Origin of the sequence: Gloeobacter kilaueensis JS1 (assembly GCF_000484535.1) — a bacterium.
In the GTDB taxonomy this organism is placed as follows: Bacteria; Cyanobacteriota; Cyanobacteriia; order Gloeobacterales; family Gloeobacteraceae; genus Gloeobacter; species Gloeobacter kilaueensis.
Genome location: NC_022600.1, coordinates 927,508 through 945,591 on the forward strand (window position 1 = coordinate 927,508; position 18,084 = coordinate 945,591).

Annotated in this window: 27 protein-coding genes; 21 read left to right on the top strand and 6 right to left on the bottom strand. The window is 59.8% G+C overall.

Annotated features, from left to right (window positions below):
* Positions 1 to 9: 9 nt before the first annotated feature.
* Genes GKIL_RS04345 through GKIL_RS04430 form a run of 19 tightly spaced genes read left to right on the top strand, consistent with a single transcriptional unit; the run spans position 10 to position 14,439 of the window.
* On the top strand, positions 10 to 546 hold the full coding sequence (locus GKIL_RS04345) for a hypothetical protein (RefSeq protein WP_023172201.1): 537 nt from the start codon (positions 10 to 12) through the stop codon (positions 544 to 546).
* Complete coding sequence (locus GKIL_RS04350) at positions 543 to 1,544, top strand: COG1361 family protein (RefSeq protein ID WP_023172202.1); 1,002 nt, start codon at positions 543 to 545, stop codon at positions 1,542 to 1,544. Before GKIL_RS04345 ends, GKIL_RS04350 begins: the two co-directional genes overlap by 4 nt.
* Positions 1,544 to 2,407 (top strand): CE1 family esterase, encoded by an 864-nt coding sequence (locus GKIL_RS04355; protein ID WP_023172203.1) that lies wholly within the window; start codon positions 1,544 to 1,546, stop codon positions 2,405 to 2,407. Before GKIL_RS04350 ends, GKIL_RS04355 begins: the two co-directional genes overlap by 1 nt.
* Positions 2,407 to 2,850, top strand: coding sequence for a hypothetical protein (locus GKIL_RS04360; RefSeq protein WP_023172204.1), 444 nt, complete (start codon positions 2,407 to 2,409; stop codon positions 2,848 to 2,850). The genes GKIL_RS04355 and GKIL_RS04360 overlap by 1 nt, the downstream gene beginning before the upstream one ends.
* An 11-nt stretch (positions 2,851 to 2,861) precedes the next feature.
* Positions 2,862 to 3,683, top strand: a complete 822-nt coding sequence (locus GKIL_RS04365; RefSeq protein WP_023172205.1) for a hypothetical protein — start codon at positions 2,862 to 2,864, stop codon at positions 3,681 to 3,683.
* A 2-nt stretch (positions 3,684 to 3,685) separates the two neighbouring features.
* Complete coding sequence (locus GKIL_RS04370; RefSeq protein ID WP_023172206.1) at positions 3,686 to 4,276, top strand: hypothetical protein; 591 nt, start codon at positions 3,686 to 3,688, stop codon at positions 4,274 to 4,276.
* The gene (locus GKIL_RS04375) at positions 4,273 to 4,569 is read left to right on the top strand and encodes a hypothetical protein (protein WP_023172207.1); all 297 of its coding nucleotides are present in this window, start codon (positions 4,273 to 4,275) and stop codon (positions 4,567 to 4,569) included. Before GKIL_RS04370 ends, GKIL_RS04375 begins: the two co-directional genes overlap by 4 nt.
* Positions 4,556 to 4,858, top strand: coding sequence for a hypothetical protein (locus tag GKIL_RS04380; RefSeq protein WP_023172208.1), 303 nt, complete (start codon positions 4,556 to 4,558; stop codon positions 4,856 to 4,858). The genes GKIL_RS04375 and GKIL_RS04380 overlap by 14 nt, the downstream gene beginning before the upstream one ends.
* Entirely contained in the window at positions 4,855 to 4,995 is a 141-nt protein-coding gene (locus GKIL_RS25190; protein ID WP_187293885.1) for a hypothetical protein, read from the top strand. The genes GKIL_RS04380 and GKIL_RS25190 overlap by 4 nt, the downstream gene beginning before the upstream one ends.
* Positions 4,992 to 6,161 (top strand): hypothetical protein, encoded by a 1,170-nt coding sequence (locus tag GKIL_RS04385; RefSeq protein ID WP_023172209.1) that lies wholly within the window; start codon positions 4,992 to 4,994, stop codon positions 6,159 to 6,161. The genes GKIL_RS25190 and GKIL_RS04385 overlap by 4 nt, the downstream gene beginning before the upstream one ends.
* 12 nt (positions 6,162 to 6,173) lie before the next feature.
* Positions 6,174 to 6,584 carry a hypothetical protein gene (locus GKIL_RS04390; RefSeq protein ID WP_023172211.1) on the top strand — a complete coding sequence of 137 codons (411 nt, stop codon included), beginning with the start codon at positions 6,174 to 6,176 and terminating at the stop codon, positions 6,582 to 6,584.
* Positions 6,585 to 6,634: 50 nt separating this feature from the next.
* Positions 6,635 to 6,787 (top strand): hypothetical protein, encoded by a 153-nt coding sequence (locus GKIL_RS25195; RefSeq protein WP_187293886.1) that lies wholly within the window; start codon positions 6,635 to 6,637, stop codon positions 6,785 to 6,787.
* A complete protein-coding gene (locus GKIL_RS04395; protein WP_023172214.1) occupies positions 6,787 to 9,384 on the top strand; it encodes a tape measure protein in 2,598 nt (865 codons plus the stop codon). The genes GKIL_RS25195 and GKIL_RS04395 overlap by 1 nt, the downstream gene beginning before the upstream one ends.
* Positions 9,381 to 10,052 carry a DUF2460 domain-containing protein gene (locus GKIL_RS04400; RefSeq protein ID WP_023172215.1) on the top strand — a complete coding sequence of 224 codons (672 nt, stop codon included), beginning with the start codon at positions 9,381 to 9,383 and terminating at the stop codon, positions 10,050 to 10,052. The genes GKIL_RS04395 and GKIL_RS04400 overlap by 4 nt, the downstream gene beginning before the upstream one ends.
* Positions 10,049 to 11,275, top strand: coding sequence for a DUF2163 domain-containing protein (locus GKIL_RS22300; protein WP_023172216.1), 1,227 nt, complete (start codon positions 10,049 to 10,051; stop codon positions 11,273 to 11,275). The genes GKIL_RS04400 and GKIL_RS22300 overlap by 4 nt, the downstream gene beginning before the upstream one ends.
* Complete coding sequence (locus tag GKIL_RS04415) at positions 11,268 to 11,705, top strand: C40 family peptidase (protein WP_023172217.1); 438 nt, start codon at positions 11,268 to 11,270, stop codon at positions 11,703 to 11,705. The genes GKIL_RS22300 and GKIL_RS04415 overlap by 8 nt, the downstream gene beginning before the upstream one ends.
* Positions 11,692 to 13,359, top strand: coding sequence for a phage tail protein (locus tag GKIL_RS04420; protein ID WP_023172218.1), 1,668 nt, complete (start codon positions 11,692 to 11,694; stop codon positions 13,357 to 13,359). Before GKIL_RS04415 ends, GKIL_RS04420 begins: the two co-directional genes overlap by 14 nt.
* Positions 13,359 to 14,057 (top strand): GTA baseplate fiber-binding domain-containing protein, encoded by a 699-nt coding sequence (locus GKIL_RS04425; protein WP_023172219.1) that lies wholly within the window; start codon positions 13,359 to 13,361, stop codon positions 14,055 to 14,057. Before GKIL_RS04420 ends, GKIL_RS04425 begins: the two co-directional genes overlap by 1 nt.
* Positions 14,050 to 14,439 carry a hypothetical protein gene (locus GKIL_RS04430; protein ID WP_023172220.1) on the top strand — a complete coding sequence of 130 codons (390 nt, stop codon included), beginning with the start codon at positions 14,050 to 14,052 and terminating at the stop codon, positions 14,437 to 14,439. The genes GKIL_RS04425 and GKIL_RS04430 overlap by 8 nt, the downstream gene beginning before the upstream one ends.
* Here GKIL_RS04430 and GKIL_RS04435 read toward each other — a convergent pair.
* The 6 genes from GKIL_RS04435 to GKIL_RS04460 all read right to left on the bottom strand — a co-directional run bounded on the left by GKIL_RS04435 (position 14,436) and on the right by GKIL_RS04460 (position 17,134).
* Complete coding sequence (locus GKIL_RS04435; RefSeq protein ID WP_041243719.1) at positions 14,436 to 14,849, bottom strand: hypothetical protein; 414 nt, start codon at positions 14,847 to 14,849, stop codon at positions 14,436 to 14,438. The two genes, GKIL_RS04430 and GKIL_RS04435, sit on opposite strands and share 4 nt — an antisense overlap.
* 30 nt (positions 14,850 to 14,879) lie before the next feature.
* On the bottom strand, positions 14,880 to 15,596 hold the full coding sequence (locus tag GKIL_RS04440; protein ID WP_023172222.1) for a CHASE3 domain-containing protein: 717 nt from the start codon (positions 15,594 to 15,596) through the stop codon (positions 14,880 to 14,882).
* A complete protein-coding gene (locus tag GKIL_RS04445; protein ID WP_023172223.1) occupies positions 15,593 to 16,174 on the bottom strand; it encodes a hypothetical protein in 582 nt (193 codons plus the stop codon). Before GKIL_RS04445 ends, GKIL_RS04440 begins: the two co-directional genes overlap by 4 nt.
* On the bottom strand, positions 16,171 to 16,365 hold the full coding sequence (locus tag GKIL_RS04450; RefSeq protein WP_023172224.1) for a hypothetical protein: 195 nt from the start codon (positions 16,363 to 16,365) through the stop codon (positions 16,171 to 16,173). The genes GKIL_RS04445 and GKIL_RS04450 overlap by 4 nt, the downstream gene beginning before the upstream one ends.
* 50 nt (positions 16,366 to 16,415) lie before the next feature.
* Positions 16,416 to 16,817, bottom strand: coding sequence for a hypothetical protein (locus GKIL_RS04455; RefSeq protein ID WP_187293887.1), 402 nt, complete (start codon positions 16,815 to 16,817; stop codon positions 16,416 to 16,418).
* Between the two features lie 86 nt (positions 16,818 to 16,903).
* Positions 16,904 to 17,134 (bottom strand): helix-turn-helix domain-containing protein, encoded by a 231-nt coding sequence (locus GKIL_RS04460; protein ID WP_023172226.1) that lies wholly within the window; start codon positions 17,132 to 17,134, stop codon positions 16,904 to 16,906.
* 98 nt (positions 17,135 to 17,232) lie between these two features.
* On the opposite strand from GKIL_RS04460, the gene GKIL_RS25200 reads away from it, so the two are divergent.
* Positions 17,233 to 17,400 carry a hypothetical protein gene (locus GKIL_RS25200; RefSeq protein ID WP_023172227.1) on the top strand — a complete coding sequence of 56 codons (168 nt, stop codon included), beginning with the start codon at positions 17,233 to 17,235 and terminating at the stop codon, positions 17,398 to 17,400.
* Positions 17,400 to 18,011, top strand: a complete 612-nt coding sequence (locus tag GKIL_RS22305) for an ERF family protein (protein ID WP_023172228.1) — start codon at positions 17,400 to 17,402, stop codon at positions 18,009 to 18,011. Before GKIL_RS25200 ends, GKIL_RS22305 begins: the two co-directional genes overlap by 1 nt.
* Positions 18,012 to 18,084: the final 73 nt, after the last annotated feature.

Sequence of the window (18,084 nt, forward strand, 5' to 3'; positions counted from 1 at the left end):
GACAAGCTCGTGTTTCGCAAGTTGACCAAAAGAACCGCTCTTGCCGCCGCTGGCCTGCTTCTTGCAGCCAGCGCCGTTTTCGCGGCCTCGATCAGCTCCTACGCCACCAAGAGCGCCCCCTACGCCGGGGCGGATCTTCTGCTGGGGAGCGACAGCGCGGCCACCAACGCCACCAAGAACTTTTCGCTCACCAACCTCGCTTCATTCTTTCTCGCAGCGCCCACCACCTCGGGCACGGCAACGCTGGGCGGGCGGCTGGTAGGTGGCACCGCCAACACCCTCACCGCTGGCGCGACGATCTCCCTCGACCCCACCCTGGGGAGCTTCTACAAGGTGACGCTTAACCAGAACAGCACGATGGGGGCGGTGACGACCGGCCTCGCTGGGCAATTTTTCTTCTTTGAGGTGGACGAGAACGGTACGGGCGGTTTCACCTTGACCGGCGGTACTGGCTGGTCGCTGCCGGCTCTTACCAACACCGCCGCCGGGTCGCGGAATATCTACTTCTGCTTCATGCCGACCTCCGCCGGGGTGCTCTGCAAATGATCGACCTTGCCGCCGACACCAAAACTATCTTTCTGAGCGACTTCGCCCAGCAAGCAAATCTGAGTGCCAGCGGCGCGGCCCCCGTGGCCATTCAGGTGATCTTCAACGAACGCACCTCGCCTGACGTGACCCGCTTTGGCGCTGTGGCCCAGGAGCGCTTCTACAGCGCCCTTGCCGCCGCCACTGTAGCAGGCACTATTCAGCGAGGAGGGACAACTCTCGTAACCCGGCTGCCGTCGATAGGGGCAGATCAGCTGTTTGATGTGACGGCAGCCCGGCCCTTTGGAGCGGACGGCGCGCTGGTGGAGCTGGTGCTCGCCAACCCCCGCGATCCAGCCTCTCAACTGGGCCTCGTGGCAAGTGGCCCCACTTTCTGTCAGGTGCGGGCGGCGGCGACCTTGACCCTCTTCGTCGCTATCCAGTGGCGGGGAATCAACGACGTGCCAGCGGGTGTAACCGGCGGCGTAACGGTCGAGATGGCCCCGTTTGACGCGGCATCAAAGATCGATCTGGTAGGGTATGGCCCTACCCAGGGCGCGCCTGGCAACGCTTTTGTGGAGATCGATATTTCACCGGAGGCCACAGCGCCGCTCGGGATCTACTCCACCACCCTCACCGCTTATCTGGATCGAGGCCAGCCTACCGAGCAGCTGCTGGGCACCCAGGCAATCCAGATCCAGGTTCTTCCCCAGGCCGCCGCGCTCACTCAGGTGATAGATCCTGTGCCGGTGGCGGCTGGTTCCACTGGGCCGCTCACGGTCAACTTCACCAATCGGCTCACTGGCGGGGCCATCTCCATCCAGATTCCACCCGCGAGCCTCCCGCCGGGCATCACCGTGCAGAGCTACGGGCCTGTGGCAGCAAATAATGCCAGCGCCAGTGCAGTGATCGCGGTTGATTCAACCGTTGCGCCACGCTTCTATCTGATCCCCGTGCTTTGCACCGATAGCACCGGTGGACCCATCGACCCGCTCACCTTTCGCTTGCAGGTGAAGTGATGGTAGCAACGGCACTGGGCGAGTACGTGACTCTTACGACCACCTGGGGCGGGATTGACCGTTCCTGGGTGCAGTACGTGCCTCTGTCGATCAACCCGTACTTTCCCCGGCCTGTGGTGCTGGCGCTGCACGGCGACTACGGCACTGCCCAAAATTTGATTACCTCGATGGCCTGGGGGGAGATTGCCGAGGCGGAGCCGAATGGCTTCTACGTGCTCATGCCCAACGGCGGAGCGCAGCTGTTGGCTGGTTACACCTGGAACTCGTATGTGTTTGACGGCAGCGGCGTCGATGACATGGGCTTCGTGCTGAGCTTGATTGATACCCTCAACACCACCTATCCGGTAGACCGGCGGCGGGTGTACTTCTTTGGACACTCAAAAGGTGCTCAGATGTGTACGACGATCGCCCTGCGCTATCCTCATCTGGTAGCGGCTCTGGGCCACATCAAAGGCGGCTGGGCCACCGATCAGAAGCCCGGCTGCGATCAATATTTTCAAGAGTACATGCCGGTGCCGGTGTGGACCTGGCGGGGCAACCTCGAAAATCAAGTGACAGCTGGCGTGCCCCGCGACGTACAAGATCAGCATCAGCTGGAGTACTGGACCACCAGGCTCGGCTGCAACCCAACGCCCATCGAGCAAGATTTTTTAATCCAGGGCACAGACCAGCGCTCAGGCAGTCTTACCGCCGACGACGGCAGCCCAGTGACGCGGGCCTGCTACACGCAGATCTACACAGGCGGCAGCGCTGAATATCGCTTCACCGTCGAGACCGAAGCGGAAAACGATCCGAACCATTCCTATCAACTGGGAACGGCCCGGCGGTTCTGGAATGACCTTTGCAAAAGGAGCAACCGCTGATGAGACTCGACATCTTGAACGCGGTTGAGCAGATTCTCACAGGCATCAAGAGTGCTCTGGGATTCAATACCGATATTGGGGCCAACGTGCAATACGCAGGGGGCGGCCTGGCAGCAGAATACAGCGCTGACACGCTAATTTATCTGGACGGCAAAGACACGATTGAGGCTAATCCTAATAGCTGGAATCACAACTTAGCTCTCACTATTGGAATTATCGGTTACGGCAAAGGACGAGCGACCAAAGAGTATTCAGCGAACGCCATTCAAGATGTTTACACCGCTTTTTCTCAAGCGATCAACTTGAATACTGTTGCAGTCTCGATAGAGCCGTCAGAAAGCGAAGTGGATATTTTAAGCAGCGGCAGCGGCAGCGGACAGGCCGTATTGGTAGCAGTCGTCAGTTTTCAAGTGCAGTACACAAGCGATCCCTGGATTCATTAAAGGAGCAACACATGGCCATTCAACCGCCAACAACTAGATTCCCCAAAATTCAGGGCCGGGTGCGCTTTGGCAAGCCCAACCCCTCTTATCCTGGTCCTGGTCAGTTGCGCCCAGTGGGCAATTGCGAAACCTGCTCAATCAACGCCAATCCGAGCACGGAAACGGCGCTGGATTACCAGTACATCCCGCCTGCTATTACCAACATTCCAATCAACGACGCGGGGCTTGAAATCAGCATTGTAATGAGCAGCATTGTCAAAGAAAACCTTGCAATTTTGGGCAATGGCGTTTCTACTTCTGTCGCCGCTTCGACCGCGCCAAGCGGCGACCCCAATCTGATTGTTCTAGGGCCAGCAATCACCACCTACGAATACGATTACCCTGGTCTTAACCTGTCGAATCTAGTTGTCAAGCTGCGCACGGGCACTTCGCCGACTTTCACGTACACGCTGCTTACGGTAAACAACGATTACCAGGTAGATCTCGACACGGGCGTTATCAAGTTGATTAAAACCGGCCAGCAGGGCACGGCTGTTTTGGTGGCTGGAGCGGCAAGCAACGGCTACGACCTGACTGCGGGCATGACAGAGTTCGACCTCGCAGACAATACCTATTTTGTGTCAATTGCCGGACGAAACATCACCGACAACCTTCGGCCCATTCGAGCCGAAATTTACAAGGTAGCCTTTGACCCGGCAAAGATTCTTGAGGTTCTTAATAAGAGCCTTACGAATTTTACTCTTGTTGGGCGAGTGCTGCCGGATCTGACTCGCAGCTTCACAGACCCTGAAGGCGCTTACTGGAACATCAAGTCAGGACTGGACCTGAGCTAATCATGGCACTGGGCGTAGACGTTTTTAGTTCGTTTAGAGAAGCGCTTGAGGCTCAAACAAAAGACCTCGAAGACGGCGCTAAGCGAGTACTTGTGCGAGCAGGCAAGTCGCTACAGCTTGCCATGCGCGAGCAGTACAAAAGCGTCTTTAAGCGGTCGAATACGCCCCAATCAAAGGGCTTCTTCAACGCCCAGAAAGTCTACGTTCTTGACGCGACTGGCACCCTGGGGCCAGCGGTCTACGTGTCGCTTGGACCGCGCAAATTCATCAACGTGTTTGAAGATCCGGCGGTGCTCGAAGCGGCTGGAAATTACCTTGTGATCTTGCTTCCTGAAGGGGCGCGCCTGCGTTTTAGGCGAATTACCAAAGGCAACCCCTGGGGTTCTGTCTGGCAAGCAATCAAGAAGTACAGCCGGATCATTAAAGTCTCAGACGGCTATCTCATTGTGTACCGCGATACCGGCGGCACCGAGCACGCCATCTACAAGCTGCAAAAAACAGTAAAGACCCGCAAATTGCTGGACTTTGCTGGGGCAATCAGGGCCACAGAAGCCCAGATGGACACCTTTATCAAGGAGGAATTTGACCTATGAGCGATCAGGAATTGCTGTTGAGCCTGCTCAGCCGAGATGAGCCCAGGACGCTGCAGCATCTCGATGCCGCCCTGCCCGCCGATCACAGGCTCAAAGACAACACCTTCGCCCTGCGCTGGGCTCTAAAGAGCCTTGAGCAGCAGAACAAGGTGCTGCAGGTGATGGGCGTGGCAGTGCCCGATGGCAGTTATTTTACCTACGGCTATCTGCCTGCGATCGAGCTGCCAGAGCCCGAGCCAGCCGCGCCAGAGCAGGAAGCCACCCACGAGGAGAAACACGATGCAGCTGATTGATTCGATCGCGGACTGGTTTATCGATCGGCTGCTTGCCAAGGCCCGGCCAGTGATCCGGCAGGAACTGGGCACGGCGACCGCCAACATCGCTACCGACGTGCAGAGTGAGTTGGCGCGCACGGCCAAAAGCCTCTCAGATCAGTGGAGCAGCCAGGCAGAGGCGCTGGCAGAAAAGGCTGACGCGATCGAGTCAAAGCTCGGCGGTGCCGCAGAGAAGATCGACGCGATTGCAAAGGCCGTCACCAGTCCGCCGTCTGCTCCCGCGCCGTTCAACTGGGGGAAACCATGAACAACGCAGCGGTCTTGATAGCTGGCGCAGTGCTGGGCGGCCTTTTCACCGCCTGCTTAATTTTCTATCTACAGGAAAAGCACCGCCGCCGCTACCGCCGCCGATATCACCCTTATTCAACAGGAGCAACAAAGTGAAAGCCCTGAAGCAACACCTCGCCGCTGCCCTCGCCGTTATCCTTCTGCTGCTGCCAACCGCCGTTCAGGCCGCCGATCCTGCGATCAGCGATTTCGCTCCGGCCAGCGCCGATCCGGGTGCCACGGTGACAATCAACGGCACCAACTTCGGCGGATTGAAATCGATCAGGTTTGGCCCCTCATCGAGCTGCTACGCCCAGTACTCCGGCGTTACGGCCACCCAGGCAAAGGCTGTGGTGCCTGTGGGCAACTGCTCGGGACAGATCACGCTCCACAATCTGGTGTCTGGCGTCGATGGCTACGGCACTTCGTCAAGTTCGTTCACCAGCTCGCCGCCGCGCATAGACAGCATGTCGGCCACCAGCGGCCAGCCGCCCAGCGTTGTCAGCGTCACACTCACTGGCGTCAACCTGCTGGGCACCGCCAGCGTCTGCTTCGGCGTCAGCGCGATCGGGCACAACTGCGCGCTGTTTACCTCGAACGGAACGACTTCTGTAACCGCCCAGATCCCGACTGGTGCCCGGACCGGCCCGATCGCCGTCAACACCTCGATCGGCACCGCCTACAGCCCGACGTTTGCCCTGCCGGACGATCCGAAAATCCCGGACGAGGCATGGACTCGCTGGGCCTACGTCTCTGCCCCCACGCCTCCGGCTGGCTACACCAGCGCAACACCTTGGGGCGTGGCGGTATTCGACACCCGATCTCCCGCTGGCTCTGCCGGGGTGGTCGAGGTGCAGAATCTCAAGTTGACGTGCGACGTAAATGGCGTTGCGACCACACTTGCGGACTCCGCTACCAGCTACCTCGGAGGCGGCCTGTACGAACGCGATCCCTGGTTTGCGAACGCCGAAAGCGACAACCTGCCCATGCCTCTTGCTCAGAACACGAGCACGGCCAGCTGGTACTTCGCTCCGAATACAGTGAGCGATCGGATCTGGCACTTCTGGGCAGGACGGGCCAATTTCAGCACCAGCGCTTCGGTGAGCAACTGCCACGTCTACGGCAAAATGCGCGCCACGGGGCGGGCGCTGGTGCAGCTGGGCTGGGACTGGTGGTCCTCGTCCACGTCCCCCGATCAGGGCTACGGAGCCAACAACGTTCAGGGCGCTCAGTCTCCCTGGATATTCGTGAGCCCGAACTGGCAAGAGATCACCTACCCATAAGGAGCAACGAGAGTGAATAACGATCTTGAGATTTTGCAGCCCGAGGGCCAGGCGGTCGAAACTGGATCCACCGCCGTCACCGTAAGCGCGCTGGCTTTTGGAAACCTGCGCAAGGCCCTGCAGCTGTGGCAGGGATACCTCGCCGTGCTCGACACTGCCGGACTGGAGCCTGCGGATCTGGCCCTGCAGCTGGCGGGCCTGGCTGAACCCGATACGATCCTGGCTTTCTGTGAGCTGTGCCTGAGCGCCGAAGACTACGAAAAGCTGCAGGCCGGATCCGCGATGGACGTGTTTGCCGTGTTTGCTTCAGCGGTTGAGGTGAACGCCGATTTTTTTACCCAGACCGCGCCGGGCATGGCTCGGCTTTTGGCGAAAACGCTGGCGGTAGGCGGGCCGGGTGGGGCGAGACCGTCGCCCGCCTGATCCGAGGCGGCCATCGCTGGGGTGACATCCAGCGCTACACCCTGGCCCAGGTGCGCCTCTTTGCCTACGAGCAGGCCGCCATCGAGCAGGCCGCCCGAGCCGATCGGGCCGCAGACGAGCAGGCCGCCATCAGCAGTGTCCTCAGTGCCGACGCCCACCGCCGCTTCATCGCCCACCTCGAAGATCTCTGGAGCCGAGACTGATGCCCGCAAAACAACTCGTAGTCAAGTTCAGCACAGACGGCTTGCCCCAGACGATCACAGAGATCCGCCGGGCGAACACCGAATACGATCAGATTGCAAAGACTCAGATCCAGGGGCTCGAAAAAGCCAAAATCCGGCTGAAGGAACTGGCCGCCGAGCCGGTGGTAGACCTCGCTGCCGTCAAAAAGCAGACCGCCGCCGTTGAGGCTGAAGAGCAGCGCCTGGCCCGCACGGTTTCTGCTGCCTTTCGCGAACTGGGCGTGCAATCGGGCGCAGAGATAGAAGGGCTTAAAAACCGGGCTATTGCCGCCTTTGAGGCGATCCAAAAAAACGGCGTAGCGAGCGCCAAAGAAGTTGAGCGGGCCGAGCTGGCCTTGCAGAAACGGCTCGAAGCGCTGGATGGCCAGCTGGATCGCACACAGGAAAGCGCGGGGGGATTCGGTAAAATTCTGGGCACTCTTAAAGGAGCTTTTCTAGGCGCTGTGGCAGCCTCTGCCGCCTACGCCGCGCTGGATATCGCTAAAGAGTTCGTGGCCTCCTCCGCCGCCGCCCAGCAATTGCAGGTGCGCCTGGAGCGCGTCACCGGCAGTCAACAGAATGCGGCCAAGCAATACAAGGATCTGCAGGCGCTCGCTGACAGGTACGGCCTTGAGATAGATGGCTTGACTCAGGCGTACAACGATCTGCGCCGCTCGACCAACGACGCCAACATCCCAGCAGAGAAAGCGAATCAGCTATTTCGCGACATCACCCTCGCGGGCCGAGCAGCCGGTATTGAGACTGGCACGCTCAACGGAGCCATCGTGCAGCTGGGCCAGGGCCTGGGTAGCGGCGTGCTGAGGGGCGATGAATTTAACTCAGTGATCGAGTCTGGCCTGATTCCTCTATCTGCTTTTGCCCAGGCACTGGGCACCACCAACGAACAGGTGCGCAAGTCGGCGGAAGGCGGCAAGATCACCACTGCTGTGATTCTCGAAGCGGCGCGGATCACTGGGGAGAAAGCAGCCCCAGCAGCCGAGGAAGCGGGCAAGAAGGCGGAGGGCGCGTTCAACCGGTGGGGGAATGCTGTAAAGCGGCTCCGAGATGCCTTTGCCCAGCCGGGCGGGCTGCTTGACATCCTCACCCAAGTAATCAACAAATCAGCCGAGGCGCTCACCGCAGCGCAAAAAGCAGTAGAGCAGGGCACCGATAAAACGCCACCGGCTTTCTCCAATCCCACGGCTATCCCCACCTATCAGCCCAACCCTTCAAAGATCAATCTGCCTCGAATCGTTCCTCCGCCTGCGGCGTTTCTGCAGCGCGGATTTGAAGCCCAAAAGGAGCTGCCTTCGTTCCTGGGCACGCTGACGCCCTTGCCGCCCGCGCCTGCAAACGCCCTTGCCGAATCGCAGAAATTCTCGAAGGAACTGGACGAGCTGCAGGACAAGCTCAAGAAGTACCGCGACGGAACCCTTGCCGCTACCCAGGCGGAAGTGCTGGGCTGGCAACAGCGGATCAAGGCGCTGAACGAATATTTTGACCCACTGGGCAAGCTCGAAGACCAGCAGCGCAAAGCTGAGGAGGCGGCCAAAAAAGCAACTGAGGCGCAGAAGAAGCAAGCGAACGAGACCGCCCGCGCCGCCGAATCGGTCTACAACGATGTGGTGAGGCTCAGCCGCGAGCTGGAGGCCCAAGAGAGCAAGCAATTCTATAAAGAGCTGGGAGCGGCGCTCGAAGTCGTAAATAAAGAATTAGAACGCCAGGACGAACTTGCAAGAAAGCTCCAGCCTGGCGGCAGTGGTGGCTATAAAGCCATCTTCGGCGACAGCACGACCGACGTAGGCGCGTACAGCCAGTTCGGCAACTTCTTTGCTCCCGCTGTGCAACCCGCCAAACAGGCGGCGGACACCCTGGATCTGGTGAAGGCCCAGACGGACCTGGCCCGCGAATCTTTCGATCGCTTCTCAGAATCGCTTGTAAAAGGCGGCGACGCCTTTGGCTCCTTCGCCCAAGCGGTGATCAAAGGGCTTCAGCAGATAGCAGCCCAGGAGTTATCGAAGTACCTCTTCAAATCCTTCTTGGGCCTGACCGGGCTGGGCGGCGGATTTACAGGTGCCTCTGGCAGCAGCGAGCTGGGGAGCTTCGCGGGCATCACTCCCACTGCGTTTGCTGGCTTGGGCTCTGTGCCCGCGACGGCTCTACCGGCAGCCGACTCGATCCCGAGCATTTTCACCTCGCCCGCTGGCGGGCTTGATTTCTCAGGAGCAACTTTCCTGGGCGGCCTCAAAGCCGGCGGCTATATCCAGCACAAGGCCAGCGGAGGGCTTTTCAGCGGGCCAGGCACGGGCACCAGCGACTCAATACCGGCCTACGTGAGCAACGGAGAGTACCTGCTCCCCGCAGACACCACCAGGCGGCTCAGCGTCCGCGCTCTCGATCGGCTGAGGGCCGGAGAAAGCGGGGCGAGCGTGTTCGCGGGCGGAGCTGGCGGCGGCGGCGATATCAACGTCTACCAGACGATCAACACCCCCGACGCCAACAGCTTCCGCAAATCTCGAAGCCAGATTGCCCGCGAGCAGGCTATCGACCTCGACAGGGCCAAGAGGAGGAACGGATGACGACGGCGAGCTTCTTAGAGATCCGGCTGGAATTTTGGGGCGAGAACGGAGCGCAGGCCGGACCCGCCTTCAACACTTCGATTCTTGAGCGCGGCAATGGCTACGAGAAGCGCAACGCGAACTGGAGCGCCCCAAGACGATCTTTCTCAACCGGCGACCGCACGCAGAACTACTCCTGGCTTGAGTACCTGATCAACTTTCAGGTGATGACTAAAGGCGCTGCCAGAGGATTTCGTTTCAGGGATCCGAGTGACTTCGACGTAACAAACGGTTTTAGAAATTCTGCTCAAACCGGTTTTCAGACGCGAGGCACGACCAACGCCAACGGCAACGGCAGCAACAAAGTATTTCAGCTGCAAAAGTCCTACGCCAATCCAATCGAAACGAACAATCGTGCCATCAAAAAGCCAGTCCAAGGCACCGTTCACATCTTTGTAAACGGCACCGAGAGCACCGCCTGGACGCTCGACTACACCACGGGCCTTGTGACTTTCAACGCGGCTCCGAGCAATGGCGCAGTAGTGAACTGGGCGGGACAATTCGACGTGCCTGTGCGCTTTGAGAACGACGATCTGATACAGGTGCTGCGTACTCAGCCACCGGATCGCGCTGTTGCCAAAACGACGTGGTTCTTCACACCGGCAAAGTTTCGCGAGATCCGGCTGTGAAGACGCTCGCGCCCGCACTTCTATCGCACCTGCAGCAGGAAGTAACGACGCTTGCCTACTTGCTCAGGCTCACCCGCGTCGATGGGGCGGTCTACGGTTTTACGACCCTGGACTACGACTTTGCGGTAGGCAGCACAACCTACAGAGCAACCGAAGGGCTGTCCCCAACTGCCGTAAGCCAAAATTCCGGCCTTGAAGTCAATAACCTTCAAATAGAACTGTTCTTGACTGATATCGGGATTACTGATAACGACGTGCAAGTGGGCAAATTCGACGCCGCACGCTGGGATCTATTCATCTTTAACTGGCAAGATCTGCCCACGGCAATCCCTTCAGATAAAGCGCTGCAGATAGGCGGCGGCTATGTGGGCGAGGGCCAGCAAACAGAGAGACTGAGCGTCACTTACGATCTGCGCGGCCTTACTCAGCAACTCAGCAACAATATTGGTGAAGTCACCTCGCCTACCTGTCGCTATAACCTTGGCGATGTGCGCTGTACAGTGAATCTGCCGGTACTCACCTACCACAACGCAGAAGTGACAACGCTGGTAGACGATCGCACATTCAGGGCGAGCCAGCTTGAATATTCAGATGACAATTACTGGGCAGGCGGCAAAGTCACTTTTAAGACTGGCGATAATGCCGGATTTTCGATTGAATGCGCTTTTAACGACAACGGCCAAATTGAGTTAGTAGCGCCGCCGCCGTATCCATTTACAATCAGCGACACTTTCGATATCACGCCCGGCTGCGATAAGAACCGTTACACCTGTGCGGGCAAATTCAACAACGCGATCAACTTCGGAGGTGAGCCGGACATCCCCGGCAACGACCAGCTGATCGCGGGCTACACCGGCGGCACTCCTTCTGGCGGCAGTAGCGGCGGTGGGGGCTCAGGTGGCACGGGCGGCGGCGGTAGCGGTGGTGGTGGCGGGCCAACAACATTAGCGCCGATGGTGACGGCGCTCGACACAACGATCGTAAGCTCCAACGACACAGTGACGGCCACCGGCAGCCACTTTACGGGCGTTGTGAAAGTCGAGCAGGTGAATACCGACAACCCCAGCCAGCGCAGCAGCTGCCCCTACAGCTTTATCAGCGACACCAGCTTGAGCTTTACCTTCAATGGTGGATTGGCCTACTCGACCTGGTACTGCGTCGTCACCACGAACGGCGGCAGCAACTCGACCAGCCCGATCATGCAGGTGCCGGCAGATGGCTGATCTGATCACTGGCGCTCAGGTAGTAACCGAGGCCCGCCGCTGGCTGGGCACACCATTCCACCACCGGGCGCGCCTTTTGGGGGTGGGCGTGGACTGCGTGCAGCTGCTCGTTGCCGTTGCCCACGAACTGGGGCTATCCACCTACGAGCCGCCGCCCTATAGCAGGCACCCGGACGGCAGGAAGCTCAGGGCCATCCTGGCGGAACTGTGTGAACCGGTGGGCGAATCGCTCGAATTGGCCCAGCCCGGCGACGTGCTGGAGGTGCTGAATAGCCGCTATCCGGGGCATGTGGGCCTTGCCACCGAGCGGGGCATCCTGCACGCGTCACTGGGCGAAGGCAAGGTGATCGAACATCCGATCGACGCGCACTTACAGCTCAAAATTTGCCGAGTCTACAGAATGCCCGGGGTGACTGATGGGAGCCTTTAATCCTCTGTCGCTCATCGCCCCGGCTCTGTCGATCGGGCTGTCGCTACTGGCACCGCCGACGCGCCTTCCCGACGCTGCCGGACCGCGCGTCGGCGATCTGTCCTTCCAGCGCTCTGACTACGGTGTGCAGATCCCCGACATCTGGGGCATGTTCCGGCTTCCCGGCAACTATATCTGGGCAAAAGACATCGAGGAGGAAGCCCAGACTAGCACCGTCACCACTGGCAAGGGCGGCGGCCCGCGCACGGTCCAGAACGTCACCAACTATTCTTACTTCGGCACTGCTGCTTCCCTGCTCTGCCGGGGGCCGGCAGAGTTTCGCCGGATCTGGTTGAACTCGAAACTGGTGTTCGATCGCTCGCAGTCTGGCAATCAGCAGGCAATGAACGACACTGACAATTTCGAGTACAACTATCTGACGCTTCACACCGGCACCAGCTTGCAGGGGCCGGACGGCACGATCAGCGCGGCGGTGGGCTACTACACCCCTGCCTACCGCTACAGAGCCTATCTGGTCTACCGGCGGCTACCTTTGGCAGACTACGGCAACCGCCCGCCCTCGATCTCTGCTGAGATGGTCGTCGGGGGCCAGGTGGTCAACGTCAACTACGGCGGCGATGGGTCCGGCTCTTCCGGCAACATCACCGTCCAGAGCAATCTATACGTCAACAACGACACGACAACGCTGAGCCTGGGCTACAGCTCGATTTCGAGTTTTACCAGTTTGACAACCCCGGACGGTTACACGGTCTATACGAACGGTACCGATTACACCGTCAACACCAGCACCGGCACGCTCACCATCCCCTCAGGAAGCGCCATCCGCACGGTCTTCGGTACGAACCCGAATATCACCGTGGCCCTGCGCGCCACCTTCGTCGCCACGCTCTCAGCCAGCGTGTTTCGGCGGGTGGATCCTAAGCCTTTCCCGCTCAACGCGATCGTGGCTGATCTTTGCGGACGGGCCGGGCTGCCGAACACGTCGATCGACCCAAGCGATCTCGAGTCCATCTCCGTGCGCGGCTTTGTTCACAACAACGTTGAACCAGCTCGCAACAGCCTCGAAACACTCTCGAAAGGGTACCCCTTCGACGTAGTGGAATCGAGCGGTGCGCTCAAGTTCGTGCGCCTCTGGTATTCGGGCAAACCGATTACCACCCTCACCGCCGACGCGCTGGGAGCGCACGACTACGGCACCGGGCACACTCCTCTCTGGACGCAGACGCGCACGCCCCAGAGCGAGCTACCGGCAGAAGTGCGGGTGCGCTATAGCGACTGGGACCGCGACTTTGCCGAGGGCAGTGCGTATGATCGTCGGCTCACACAGCCCTCGACCCAGAAAGTTTCGATCGACCTCACGAGCCTGGCACTCACAGGCGACGAGGCCACCAATATTGCCCGGCGCTCGATGTACCTGGCCTGGGCGGCAGCGGTGCGCTACGATTTTGCCCTGGCGATGGACTGGATCATCCTAGATCCTGGCGACTTGATTGAGTTCGAGCGGCCCGTAGACGACAGCGGCGGCACGACGCCTGTCGTCCTCTACGTCGATTCGGCGGATGTTGGGGCCAATTTTCAGATCAACTTGCGGGCGATCGGCTTCGATCCGGTGGTTTGCCAGCGATACGACGCCAATGCAGCAGGAGCTTATTAATGACAGACGACCCTAGGCACGGCCCAACTACCAGGATTTTGCAGTTTCGTGAGCGTACACCGCCGCCGCCAAAGCCGCCGCCGCTACCCAGGCAGACGGTGATCGGGGCCACGCGCTGCCACTGGAGAATAATCGACTGCCCGCCGGTAGCCGACCCCCACGGCCAGGCTCCGGGATTCTACTGGGCCGCCTGCCCAGAAGAGCGCTTTCTTGGCCGCTGGCACCTGGCCGCCCTCTATCAGTCCTGGGACCGGGGGGAGAACTGGCGCGAGATCAGCGCCGTCAATTACCCCGCGACGATGGGCGAAGTGGTGGCCGCGCCGGTCAGTCGGCGCGTGCGCGTGCGCATCTATCCGCCAGGCGAGCTGGAAGGAGCCACGCTGGCGGGCCTTGAAGTGGGCGACAACCTGGCGCTGGTGGGTGAAGAGCTTTTGCAGTTTCGCTACGCGGAGCTGGTAGACAAGGGCACTTACGATCTGAGCGGACTCAGGCGGGCGCAGCGCGGCACTTCAAAGTTGGCCATTGAGCCGGGTGCGCCCTTCACCTTGATGAGCGGCGACGGCATCCGGCGGGTGATTGAGTTGCAGGAAGCGCACGTTGGGCGCGAGCGGTGGCTCAAAGTGGTGAGCGAGGGCCAGGCGCTCGATCGCGTAGAATCTTTCCGGTGGGCAAACCTCGCGAGCTGGTACCGTGCCTGATATTTTTGGGAACTTAAAGAATTTCGCCAGCCCAGATCGGATCCACAACATCACTACCTTGCAGGAGCAGAAGCGGCAGAAGGAACTGGAGCTGCTGGCGACGGCCCGATCCGAAGCGGTGAAGTGGCGGTGCAACTACTTTATCTACCGCACGATCCGCGCTGATGGTTGCGAGGGCGATCTTGTGGCAAGCCCGGAGCCGATCGAGGGCGATGGTCGCCAGCTGCTTGCCATGATTGGCCCAGATGGCCAGCTTGCTTCCACGAACGGTGAGGAGCCGATCCAGATTGAGGATCTGGCCTGCCAGGCGACCCTGTTCCGCCGGGGCAAGCTGCCCGGCCAGGCAAAGCCACAGCGACCGAGGCCGAAGGGCTTCGGCTAGGGCGTGCCATCGCGAAGATGAGTGAGCCAGCTGATGATTGCCGACGCTGCAGCGCCGATCGCGGCAATGATCGCAGTCACGATCCCCCAGCGACCTTTCACCGCTTCGAGCGCTACTGAATGGCGGCCCCCTCGATACTCTCGCAGCTCAGCCTCAACCGCCTGCCGCCATGATTCCAGGCTGGTAAGCCGGGCGTCATGGCCCACTAGCGCCCTATCGGATGTTGTTGATCGCACGTCTATTGCCTCCACGGCTCCGGCTGTCGCGTGAAGAGTCGTCGCAATTTCTGCGAGTTTCACGCTCTGCTGATTGTTGGATTCCTCCAGAGCCTTAAGTCGCTCAGCGACAGGACTGAGCACCTCGCCAACTGCCTTGCGCAATTCAGAGACGATTTCCGAAGCCGTCGTCACAGGTATTCCCCCAGATTCAGTCATGGCTACCTACCCCTGCGAGATACGGCGCATCCTATCGGCAACTTGCTCTAGAGACTGTTTTACCGTTTGTAAAGGGGGGTTGGCGTGCGCCTCCTGCAGGATCTTTTCAGTGCTTGCCACTGCTTCTGTGGCCAGCTTTTGAACACGAAGGTCTTTGAATTTCAGCCATAGCAGTCCAGCCAGGGCAGAAGCGGTAACGAGGCACCCAGCAGTCAGCCCGATTGCAAGTCGTTGCTGTCGTTCAGCGAGGAGGCGAGACTCCTCGCTGAACATCCGGGCCATGGCATAGCGAAAGCCGTCCATGGCGGCTTTGCCACGCTTGCTTGCCACAATTCGCTGGGCCGCTTCAAAGCCTCGCGTCCGGCGAGCTTTGATCACGCCAGCCATGATTTCAAGTTTGGCGTGGCAGAGTCGCTGGCCAACCGCAAGCAGTCCCTGCTGGTAGGGATTGTCGGCGGTGAGAACAGCCAAGCGGGAAAGGCACGGCACAGCGTCGCCTACGGCCTGGCGGTACGGCTCCAGAAATTCGTCGTCGCCCGTGATCACATAGCCTCGCGTGCCCGTCTCGGCATCAAGGAGGTTTTTAAGGCACCGATCAATCTCAAGCCGCACCTCAAGCGTGTGCTCCACCCACTTGAGAGAATCCCACGCCAGAGCAAGAGAAATCGGCGCTGCTGCCAGCAACAAGCCATAACCAGCGGCGATAAGGGCCCGAGAAATCACGCCGCTTTGCCTTTTGCCTTGTTTGGCGCGATCACAGGTATGGGCGGGGCCAGATATTTCCAGATGGCCGCGACTCCCAGCTGAAAATCAACGGCTTTCGGATCAAAGACGTGATCTCTCACGTACTTGCCGGGACGCTGGATCGTAGTGGCCGCCCAGACATAGGGACTGGGCAGGCCCATCTTGCGGTAGGCGACGCCGTTGAAGCGCTCGGCCCGCCGTAGCGCCGTTGCCATATCGAGCCAGCTGAGGCCCACATAGCCCTGGAGCCTGAGCGCGTCGATCGCCCCTTCGTGCCAGGTCGCAAAAGGTCCGCGCCCCGCCGGTACGTTCCTGGTCGGCTTATCCAGCGGATCGCCGTTGCCCAGATAGGTGTCAAAGTCGAGATTGGACTCGCGGTAGTGCAGCGCTGCCACAAACCACCAGGGCACCCCGGCTGCTTCCTCGACAGCCAGGTACTCAGCTTTGTGGGCCAGGATCCGGCGGATGAGGCGGATCACCTCGTTCTGGCGCTGCTGCGGCACTTTGGCAGTGCGCCACCAGGCCGCCGTGAGATCAGCTACACCCAGTCTGCTCATTTGTCAGCCTCATCCTTCGAGCGCAGCGCGGCAGGCATCTGCAGCAGGAGCGCTCCCCCGAAAACGCTCAGAGCGTTCCACAACTGGTCTGGCACCGGTGCGCGCAAGCAACTCAAGATCACCGCACCCAGGGCCAGGATCGTTACGATCGCTCCCAGGTAAATCAGGGCAAGCCTTGAACTGTCGATCACTGCCAACCTCCGGCGCAACAAGCAAAGCTATCTATTTCCAGATTCGAGCTTCAGGCGATACTTTCCGTGCGTTCGCCCTCCGGCCTAGGCGGCATGTAATAGAGCCTCCTGGCCGCTGTGCGGGCGTAGCGGCCCAGATCCCAGCAGTATTGGCGAAAGGTCTCGCTGTCGATCTCCAGAAGATCGAGCAGGCGCGCACACTCTGCAGATTCAAGCCAGGCGGCGGCGGCGGCGGCCCTGGCGGCGGCCTCTTTCTCGCGGCGACCGGCGGCGGCAAATTTACCTACAGCTTCAGACCTTGCAGCGTGCAAATCGGCGACAGCCAGGATCAGCACCTCAACCGCAAGAGCAGAGTGTTGGCTGGCCACGGGCAGCATCCGAGTAATTGCAAGTCTGAAAATTCCGATCGCGGAAGGCGGCTTGGTGGTTAATGATTTTTCTGCCACGCCCAAGCCCGCCGATGCTACAAACCAGATTTAGCGCTACTTTCCGTGCGCTCAAATAGACGGCACAAAATACATGTCTGCCAAGATTGTGGTCAGGTGCCCGGCTCGTCGTCGGTCTCCCACTCAATATCAATAAGTGCATCGAGACTTTGCAGGCCAAAATAACGGCACAGTCGAATGACAGTATGGTTGTCGATCCGGTCGAAGTGATTGCGGTAGAGCTTGCCGACCGTGGTCGGGCTCAGGCCAGTCCTGGCGGCCAAAGTTTTTTGATCGATGCCGTGCTCGCGCATTAATTCGGGCAGCCTGCTTTTCAACTTCATCTCTCAATCGTACCATTGTACGATAGCACGATGCTAGCTAGCAGTTGACGCGATAACAGCAAGTTGATATCGTAGAAATATCGTTTGAGGACGGACAAATGTTGACGATTGCCCCGCCCCCGCCCCCGCCTGCGCTCACCACCGAAGATCAGAACTGGCTTGCCATCCTTGCCTTGATGGCAGAAGGCGGCGATCTGACCGGCGAAGAGATTGACCAGATCGATGCGCTGCTCGCCGCTGAGCTGGCCAGCGAGGACGTGGATTGATGGCCAGCTCAACGCTCCACCAGAAGATCGCGAAGATCCAGGGCCAGCTTGAGAAGGTGCCTAAGACAGGCGAGAACACTCACCACCGCTATCGCTACGCGACTGAAGCCGACCTGCTCGCCGCCCTCCGTCCGCTCTGTTCCGAAGCTGGCATCAGCTTGATGATCACCTGCACCAGTTGCCACATTGAGGAACACACTGCTCAGGTAATGGTGCGCCTCACCATCACCGACAGCGAAAGCGGCGAGGTGGCCACCGTCGATATGCCCGGCTTCGCCGCCGACAGCAAGGGCGATAAAGCCGTTTTCAAGGCGCTCACCGGCGCGGCAAAATACGCCTACTGGAAAGCCTTCGCCCAGGCTACCGGTGACGATCCGGAGAACGATGCGCCGCCCGGCGAGGCCACCAGTAACCGGCGGCGAGCAGTAGATCCGATCGAGGCCCGGCGCGATCGGGTGCGCGATCTGCTGAAGGCGGCAGGCGTCACCATCGAGCAGAGCAAGAAGCGGCTCACCGATCTCTATGGTCGGAGCACGGTTGCCGCGCTTTCCCTTGATCAGCTGGCGGACCTTGAAACTCGCCTCAGCGCCTCACAGGCCGCAAAAAGTTAAGCCGATTTTAGTCCAAGAATTTAAGGCCGAAACTCGTAAAATGCTCAAGGAGCGGATTCTAGCTTTTTAGCGC

Coding starts and splice junctions, on each gene's coding strand:
- GKIL_RS04350 (WP_023172202.1), top strand. CDS start 543: ATGATCGACCTTGCCGCCGACACCAAAACTATCTTTCTGAGCGACTTC.
- GKIL_RS04355 (WP_023172203.1), top strand. CDS start 1,544: ATGGTAGCAACGGCACTGGGCGAGTACGTGACTCTTACGACCACCTGG.
- GKIL_RS04360 (WP_023172204.1), top strand. CDS start 2,407: ATGAGACTCGACATCTTGAACGCGGTTGAGCAGATTCTCACAGGCATC.
- GKIL_RS04365 (WP_023172205.1), top strand. CDS start 2,862: ATGGCCATTCAACCGCCAACAACTAGATTCCCCAAAATTCAGGGCCGG.
- GKIL_RS04370 (WP_023172206.1), top strand. CDS start 3,686: ATGGCACTGGGCGTAGACGTTTTTAGTTCGTTTAGAGAAGCGCTTGAG.
- GKIL_RS04375 (WP_023172207.1), top strand. CDS start 4,273: ATGAGCGATCAGGAATTGCTGTTGAGCCTGCTCAGCCGAGATGAGCCC.
- GKIL_RS04380 (WP_023172208.1), top strand. CDS start 4,556: ATGCAGCTGATTGATTCGATCGCGGACTGGTTTATCGATCGGCTGCTT.
- GKIL_RS25190 (WP_187293885.1), top strand. CDS start 4,855: ATGAACAACGCAGCGGTCTTGATAGCTGGCGCAGTGCTGGGCGGCCTT.
- GKIL_RS04395 (WP_023172214.1), top strand. CDS start 6,787: ATGCCCGCAAAACAACTCGTAGTCAAGTTCAGCACAGACGGCTTGCCC.
- GKIL_RS04400 (WP_023172215.1), top strand. CDS start 9,381: ATGACGACGGCGAGCTTCTTAGAGATCCGGCTGGAATTTTGGGGCGAG.
- GKIL_RS04415 (WP_023172217.1), top strand. CDS start 11,268: ATGGCTGATCTGATCACTGGCGCTCAGGTAGTAACCGAGGCCCGCCGC.
- GKIL_RS04420 (WP_023172218.1), top strand. CDS start 11,692: ATGGGAGCCTTTAATCCTCTGTCGCTCATCGCCCCGGCTCTGTCGATC.
- GKIL_RS04425 (WP_023172219.1), top strand. CDS start 13,359: ATGACAGACGACCCTAGGCACGGCCCAACTACCAGGATTTTGCAGTTT.
- GKIL_RS04445 (WP_023172223.1), bottom strand. CDS start 16,174: ATGAGCAGACTGGGTGTAGCTGATCTCACGGCGGCCTGGTGGCGCACT.
- GKIL_RS04460 (WP_023172226.1), bottom strand. CDS start 17,134: ATGAAGTTGAAAAGCAGGCTGCCCGAATTAATGCGCGAGCACGGCATC.
- GKIL_RS25200 (WP_023172227.1), top strand. CDS start 17,233: ATGTTGACGATTGCCCCGCCCCCGCCCCCGCCTGCGCTCACCACCGAA.
- GKIL_RS22305 (WP_023172228.1), top strand. CDS start 17,400: ATGGCCAGCTCAACGCTCCACCAGAAGATCGCGAAGATCCAGGGCCAG.